Origin of the sequence: Candidatus Aquicultor secundus (assembly GCF_002791875.1) — a bacterium.
GTDB classification, from domain to species: domain Bacteria; phylum Actinomycetota; class Aquicultoria; order Aquicultorales; family Aquicultoraceae; genus Aquicultor_A; species Aquicultor_A secundus.
In genome coordinates this window covers 1-7030 of record NZ_PFNG01000212.1, presented here as the reverse complement: position 1 = coordinate 7030, position 7030 = coordinate 1, and the positions used below count along the sequence as shown (strand labels likewise).

The 7030-nt window shown below is 46.5% G+C and carries 10 protein-coding genes; 3 read left to right on the top strand and 7 right to left on the bottom strand.

Features of this window, described 5'->3' with window-relative positions:
• Both COY37_RS08995 and COY37_RS08990 read right to left on the bottom strand, forming a co-directional pair.
• Positions 1 to 606: methionine adenosyltransferase (locus tag COY37_RS08995; RefSeq protein ID WP_286977301.1), on the bottom strand; the 606-nt coding region annotated here is incomplete at its 3' end.
• Positions 607 to 636: 30 nt separating this feature from the next.
• Positions 637 to 1044, bottom strand: coding sequence for a hypothetical protein (locus COY37_RS08990; protein ID WP_286679341.1), 408 nt, complete (start codon positions 1042 to 1044; stop codon positions 637 to 639).
• A gap of 625 nt (positions 1045 to 1669) precedes the next feature.
• On the opposite strand from COY37_RS08990, the gene COY37_RS08985 reads away from it, so the two are divergent.
• Positions 1670 to 2299 carry a hypothetical protein gene (locus COY37_RS08985; protein ID WP_286679342.1) on the top strand — a complete coding sequence of 210 codons (630 nt, stop codon included), beginning with the start codon at positions 1670 to 1672 and terminating at the stop codon, positions 2297 to 2299.
• A gap of 218 nt (positions 2300 to 2517) precedes the next feature.
• Entirely contained in the window at positions 2518 to 3798 is a 1281-nt protein-coding gene (locus COY37_RS08980; RefSeq protein ID WP_286679343.1) for a DUF1015 domain-containing protein, read from the top strand.
• A gap of 28 nt (positions 3799 to 3826) precedes the next feature.
• Here COY37_RS08980 and COY37_RS08975 read toward each other — a convergent pair whose 3' ends face one another.
• From COY37_RS08975 to COY37_RS08965, 4 genes are all read right to left on the bottom strand, one after another.
• Positions 3827 to 4051: a hypothetical protein gene (locus tag COY37_RS08975; RefSeq protein ID WP_286679344.1), complete on the bottom strand. Its 225-nt coding sequence runs from the start codon at positions 4049 to 4051 to the stop codon at positions 3827 to 3829.
• Between the two features lie 117 nt (positions 4052 to 4168).
• A complete protein-coding gene (locus COY37_RS08970) occupies positions 4169 to 4459 on the bottom strand; it encodes a hypothetical protein (protein WP_286679345.1) in 291 nt (96 codons plus the stop codon).
• 12 nt (positions 4460 to 4471) lie between these two features.
• Positions 4472 to 4552 carry a 4Fe-4S binding protein gene (locus COY37_RS11960; protein ID WP_353683015.1) on the bottom strand — a complete coding sequence of 27 codons (81 nt, stop codon included), beginning with the start codon at positions 4550 to 4552 and terminating at the stop codon, positions 4472 to 4474.
• Between the two features lie 303 nt (positions 4553 to 4855).
• On the bottom strand, positions 4856 to 5158 hold the full coding sequence (locus tag COY37_RS08965) for a hypothetical protein (protein ID WP_286679346.1): 303 nt from the start codon (positions 5156 to 5158) through the stop codon (positions 4856 to 4858).
• A gap of 415 nt (positions 5159 to 5573) precedes the next feature.
• Between COY37_RS08965 and COY37_RS08960 the strand changes: the two genes are divergently transcribed.
• On the top strand, positions 5574 to 5840 hold the full coding sequence (locus COY37_RS08960; RefSeq protein ID WP_286977296.1) for a hypothetical protein: 267 nt from the start codon (positions 5574 to 5576) through the stop codon (positions 5838 to 5840).
• A gap of 31 nt (positions 5841 to 5871) precedes the next feature.
• Here the strand turns inward: COY37_RS08960 and COY37_RS08955 are convergent, their stop codons facing one another.
• Entirely contained in the window at positions 5872 to 6921 is a 1050-nt protein-coding gene (locus tag COY37_RS08955; RefSeq protein WP_286679348.1) for a GGDEF domain-containing protein, read from the bottom strand.
• Positions 6922 to 7030: the final 109 nt, after the last annotated feature.

Here is a 7030-nt window from a genome sequence, read left to right as displayed (position 1 = left end):
CACCATTCTCTCGGTCGGGCTTAAAGGGGCGTAGCCGACCGCGGCCGACGTATCGTTGGCGGCAAGAATACCAGACTGTTGCTCGCGCCTGAAGATATCGGTAAGTTCGGGTGAGCCGGGCTTTATCTCGACATCAAACTCGAAATCCCGCTCAGGATCGACAAATTTGAGGTTATCGCGTATCCACATCTTAGCCGTATCGACAGCGATCGTGTCGACCGCCACGCGCTCGCCTTCAAACTCAAAGGTTGCCCTATCGCCGATTATTAAACGCATCGGCTCGGTGACCATTCCGCCGCCGAACCTGTGCTCGACCTCACCCGCGATCAGCAACCCCTTGTCGATATTATGATGAAGCACCCGACCGAATCGGCTTAAATACTCCCTGCTCAAAGCGATGGAGATATCCTCCATAACGGCATCGCAAATAGAGTCGGGGTGGCCGACACCCTTCCGCTCGACAATCTCAACCTCGTGCTCGTAGACAGCCTTCCCGCTAAGATTCTCGACATTCACGTTTCTGCTCTTTTTCACGCGTCCCCCAAAACTAAAATCGGTATACGAATCCGGCTGCACCCCGGGACGTTCTCGGAATGTTTTAAACATATTATTCCCAAAGTCGGCCTTCCACTAGAGCTATCTGTGGACTTTTGATTCGTAAAACCCCATCCAGTTTGTGTTGATCCAGTCTTTGGCGGCATAATGTTTATGGCCAACGCCACGTCTAATCATCTCCCTGGCCACAATACCGCCGCGATGCGGATATTTATACAGCTGGGGACGACTTGAGCCAAAGCCATGCACATAATGCGTAAGCTCATGCGCCATCACAGCCTCGCAGACAAATTCCGGAATATCGGGGTCTTTTAAAAACCCGTTAATCTTTATCTCACTAAGTGTATTATTTACCAAGCGAATGGAGCCTAATCTGTTTCTGCATTTCTTGCTAAAATGAATGATTACTTTATCTGTTTTTGGAACATCAAGAAAATACTCCGACCATATTTTGTCGAGTTTCTCTCTGAGCCATTGGTCGTCTCGCATCGTCATCCCCCGCTTATTTGTCAGAACAAACAAAAGGCCTACATTACAACAAGCACAATCCATCGCTTACAAATGGAAAGCCCTTATCACCCCCTCCGGTGTCGCTTCTAACACAGATTTCAACATAACTTTCGCTCTATTCTGCAAGATACCTCGTACGGTTCCCTATCGTTAATGTATTAAAAGATAGAAATCGATGTATGCAAGTCTAACACTAAACAACACACCCGGCTGCTGCCTGTTCTACCAATATTGTATAGAATGAACAACATCCATACACAATTGCAACAGCAAGCGGTTCTTTAAAATTGGGGTATTTGGCGCCTCTTACACGAGTATCAATTTGCAATACGGGCTCTACCACTACAAATTCAGTGCGCTGCAATCCCTATTTGCTAAAATTTTATTTTTTATCGTATCAAAAAATATTTTTCAGAACGTTAGCAGTGGGACTAATTGCTGCAGAAGCTCTGCCGGTTCCAAGTCGAACTCATGCAAAATATTTATCAAATTTCAGTTTTAGTTACTATTCAAGGGGGAACATTAGTCTACAAATGCCCATATCGTCTGCAGCCACAGCCAGGAACCGTTTGGTAACAGGTAGTTAAAACAAATGGAGGTCGCAATGTTCGTATCTCAAATCAAAGTAGGAGCAATATTCGTGGGCTGGATTACCTGCCTATTCCTTTTGTTCATCATGGCGACCGCGGGTATCATCGCATTAGTGGCTACTAATGCCGATATCGCCACGGTTCCCGTCCAAATCAGCTCCTTCGCAACGATGTCCTTGAACCTGATAATCTTCCTGGCGGTCTTTGCCGCATTCTTTGCCGGCGGATACGTTTCCGGGCGCATGGCTGCCCTCGCTGGTGCGCTTAACGGGGCGATGATCGTTATTACCACCGCAATAACGGGGTTTTTCTTAGTCATGTTCATGGGTATTGTGGGGAAAAACCTTGGTATAGACTTGATGGACCCCGTCTCTAAAACGATCTCCTCGTTCTCTGTGTTCCTGTTTATCGCTACTGTATTCGCCCTGGGAGGGAGCATGCTTGGGGGCAGGTTCGGCGAAGGATACGTGGATCGCCTCGATCTTTCACTGGGTATAACAAAGCCCGGAGCGGCCAAGTTAGGTTCAGGCAAACAACACCAGGCAGCAAAACCGGCCACCGCCAAACCACAACCTACCGCCCTCAAACAAACAAAACAATCACCAAAAAAACCAGGGTCCAAACAAACCAAAAAAGCAAGCTAGAATCAGGGTCCTGCACCCAGGTCTCTTGCCCCTTAAAAAAGGTGCTAATTTGTAAAATAATACAACTGTTTGTCGCTGACGCTTGCATAAAACACGCAGGTTTCTTAGTATATTTAAGATAACCTAGATTTTATTATCGGTTGTACAGCCTTCGGGTTGTACAGCTTCGTGTTGTCTTAATTAAATTCTTAAAAATAATCGGTTGAAGAAGGTGTAGATTGGCAGAAATAAAACCTTTCAAGGGTATGTTCTACAACAAGGGTATCGTCGGCGAACTGGCAACAGTCGTTGCCCCGCCCTATGATGTGATAAGCGAGGAAGAACACAGGAAGCTGCTTCATGCAAGCAAATACAACGTCGTGCGCCTGATCCTGCCGCAGGGGTCATCCAACAGCAAGTACGCGCAAGCCTCCAGTATTTTTAACGAGTGGATCGAAAAGGCCATCCTGGTCAAAGACGTAGAGCCGGCGGTCTATATTTATGAACAGGAATACGATTTTAAGGGAAGCCGTAAAAGAAGAATCGGCTTCGTCGCACTCGCTAAAATCGAAGACTTCTCATCGGGCAAAATAAAGGCCCACGAAAAGACGCTAAAGGGCCCCAAAGCCGACCGTCTGAGGCTGCTAAAAGCCTGCAAAACGAACCTTAGCCAGATATTCAGCCTTTTCTCCGATCCCGAAGAGAAGGTCGACTACATCCTGTATAAGCATGCAGAAGAGACTCCGCGCATTGATATTGAGGTGAACGGCGTAAATCATAGGCTTTGGACGTTAAGCGATCCTGCGGATATCGCCAAGGTTACCCAGCTCATGCACGACAAGCCGCTCTTCATCGCGGACGGCCATCATAGATACGAAACAGCCATTAACTACAGAGATGAGATGCGCCTTTTCACCGGCGATAAATCGGGAGAAGCGCCCTTTGACTACACCATGATGATGTTCGTCAATATGGATAGCGAAGGCCTGGCCGTTCTACCAACACACAGGGCGCTAAAAAACATGCCCAAAATCAACCACGATAAGCTTCGTGAAAATCTCAAGCAGGTCTTCGACGTACGACAGGTAGACTCCGTCGACCAGATTATGTCTGGCCTCGAGAAAAACTCCGGCCTGCACACCATCGGCATGTATCTCGGCAACGAGTCTTACTACCTGCTTAAAGTAAAAGACGAGAACAAGATCATCGACCTGCTTGGCGATCAGCAATCAAAAGCCTGGAAGCTTCTGGATGTGACAATTCTGCACCAGGTGATCATCAACCGTATCCTCGGCTTTGGCGGGACAAACATCGAAAACAGCATTAAATTTACAACCGATGAGCAGGAGGCAGTTCGGCTAGTTGCCGAAGGCGGCTATCAGATGGCGTTTCTTCTCAACCCGACAAAGATAAGCAGCGTACGGGATATCGCCGATCAGGGCGAAATAATGCCCCAGAAATCGACCTATTTCTACCCCAAACTGCTCTCGGGTCTCGTCTTTAACAAGCTTGAATGGTAATTAAGGGTCCAGAGGCCTGGGTCCAGGGTTATTGCCGGTCTTCTTTAAATATCTTATCGACCCTCTGGACTATATCGTAGTAAGAAATATAGCCCGCGCTTACGGCCTCACCGTTTAAAAACGTCAAGGGGTACGGTAGGCGCTGTGATTCGACCAGTCTCTTAATGTCGGGGTGAATATCATCGCTGCCTATATCGAAGTAGTTGATTGCTATGGCATCGCCATATCCGGATTTAAGCGGTTCAATCACCATCCAATTTATCTCCGCCTGAGATAAACCATAGGAGCCTCATCCAGAACCGCACGAGCTTCCTTCGTTGAATATATCTATCCTTACGGGCGTTGTCATTGTATCCACGTTCACTCCTCCTTAGGCGCCCAAGGCCTGTTTAACTAAATCCATTTTGTCTTTTATCAGGGAAGCCTCGCGGTCAAACGACTGACGGTAGGCTTCGATTGCAACGGCATTGATATGTACGCCGGTTTGACCGATGATTAATCTTCTCTCAATCCCGACATCCTCTAGGTCTTCCTTTAGCAATTCCAGCTCTTCTCCAAGCTCGTCCTTATCCATCGCCCGTATCTTCTCATTGAATGCTCTTATTTTTTCTGCATGAAGCGCATCCAGTTCTTCCGCTTGCTCATTAGTATTTGCAGCCATTATCAATACCTCCTACCACATGTTTATGGCGCCTGTCGGGCAGTACTTCGTGCAAACCCCGCAACCCGCGCGCCGGACACCCCGGTGAACGATCGCACCCCCGATGTTTTAAATTCTATACCCCCAAGGGTATCTTGTAAAACACTATTTGTCAAGCGTTTCCCATACTTTTACCGGGGTTATGCTTCAATAAAGCGATAGATATAGCAGTAGATATAGTAATAGATATTATTGATACCCTATGCGGGCTCCCTCGTATCGTAGCAGATATATAAGATATTATTGGATATTGTTGGATATCATTCCATAAGATATCATACAAGATATTACGGAGTATTACGGAGCACATTAACGATGTTCTCCGTATCTTTTTTCTTATACCTTTTTCTTATATTTTTAAGTCTTTTTCTTAAACGTGGCCTCAACTATAAGAACGAGTAAAAGAAAAAGTAACGTCGCTTCAAAGATAATCGTCGAGGATTTATTCCCTAAATACTGCAGCAAGAAATAGACGCCGAGCAGCAGCGCAACTAAAGCATAGCCGATGTTTGCGATGATACCGATCTTAAAGTTGCGTTTATCTCCACCGAAAATGCTTTTTCGTGCGCTAAACGTCTTGAGCCCATACCTGATTCTAACAACAACCACCAGCAGCGCGATAATAAACAACGTTAACTCAAGCCATTTAGGCAAATTCATAGCAACCCCCGTAGCTATAACCGGTGAACTATCTATCAATTACTCTATCCGTTGGTTCAATCCTTTTTTATATTGCAAATTATTTTATCGACCCTCTTCTACCTGCTAATTCCAGGGTAATTATTTTTGTAACGATTCAAAAGAACGTTGATATCGACCGCATTATTCGATACATACATGTATCGAACGCCAACTGATGAACGACAATTAAAATTACCGGTAGGAAATAATAATTGACGCCGGACAGCCAACTATCCATCGCAAATAAGCAATGACCAATTAATGCTATACGGAGGGCCTCATTGAATTGTAATATTGATGGTAATTGAGAGCAATGCTCATGTACTCATCTCGATGGCTTAAAGCCCACCCGTTGCTTCGCATGTTCGCTCTACCGTAAACACGGAACAGAAAGTTGATATACCATGAACACATAACAAAAAACCCTCCCTTGCCGCCAAAAAGGCTCATATCGGCCTCGGTGACGCGAAAGATCGATTACTTGATTTTAATAGCCCCCGCCACGACCCCGCTTCAGATAACCGGCTATAGTAAGCTCGACCGCATCATAGACGATAGAATCACCAAAACAGGGCTATCGAGCGAAGATTTTTTCAGGCTTATGGAGCCCTGGGGTATCGAGATGAGGCGTTTGCACAACAGCAAAGCGCGGGGTTACTAACATAGAGGATTAAATATTAGGCTCGGCGACGTTACGCGGTCTTACTTTGTACGCTTTTAAGCTTATAGATATCTCCGTAGTAAAGTACGCAGTTGCGTCCGCTTTCTTTGGCCTTAAGGAGTGCCGTGTCCGCTGTAAAGACCAGATCGTCTTTACCTTTGGCGCAGGCCGGGTAATCCGACAAACCGATGCTCACCGTGCAGCTTAGACTTTCAATATCGGAAAGCTCCGTCTCAACGGCCCTGGTAAATTCAGAATTTATTCGTTGCGCAACCTTCATGGCTGATTCCACCGGCGTTTCGGGAAGAACGATGATAAATTCCTCCCCGCCGTAGCGGGCCGCTATATCGTTTGCCCTTATCGAGGCTCTGAGGGTATCTGCAAATATTTTCAACACATCGTCGCCCGTCTGATGGCCAAACACGTCGTTAACCTGTTTGAAGTGGTCGAGGTCGGCCATGAGTACCGATATCGGATAATTGTTTTTATCGGCCTTTTCGATTTCAAACCCGAAACGCTCCTCGACCCATCTGCGGTTATAGAGGTTGGTAAGCCCATCCCGCTCGGCGTCTTCTTTTGCGAGACACAGGTTATGCTCGATTTCGAGCCATAGCACCTGGTTCTCCTGCTCGCGTTGCTCGATAATATTGGCCATCGCACCCAGCTGCTGGTTTTTCTGCTTGATCGTTGCTACCAGGTTGTTAATCTCAATAATGACTCCGCTAAGGGTTTTGCCGGAGGCGCCGTCAACTGTGCCGGTGTAATCCTCGGCTTCGCCGATCGCTTTGAGTTGACGTTCAATGTGCCCGGCAGCGGAGTGCATCTTATGATCGGCCAACCAAAACGCAATCACCGCAAAAAAGCCAAGCCATGAGAGAACCATGAGCAAAAGGTGTGGTGCAAAAAGTTTTACTGCGTGCACCCGGTTTAGACTAATAATTTCGATATCTACCACCAACAGCGAAGCGGCGGCAAACACGGCGACAGCCATGCCTACATAAAATCTTCGTTTGTCGACATATTCAGCATATATATGTTGCTCTCTATGTTTTTCTTGTAGCCGCTTACTTGATCTAATCAATTCTTATCCCCTAGAAGCCTGTTGCAAAACTCCCGCCAAATAAGGGCTAAAATATAAACAAAACCAAAGTAAACCAGCACAACTAAAGCATAGCACTAAGCCGTAATTA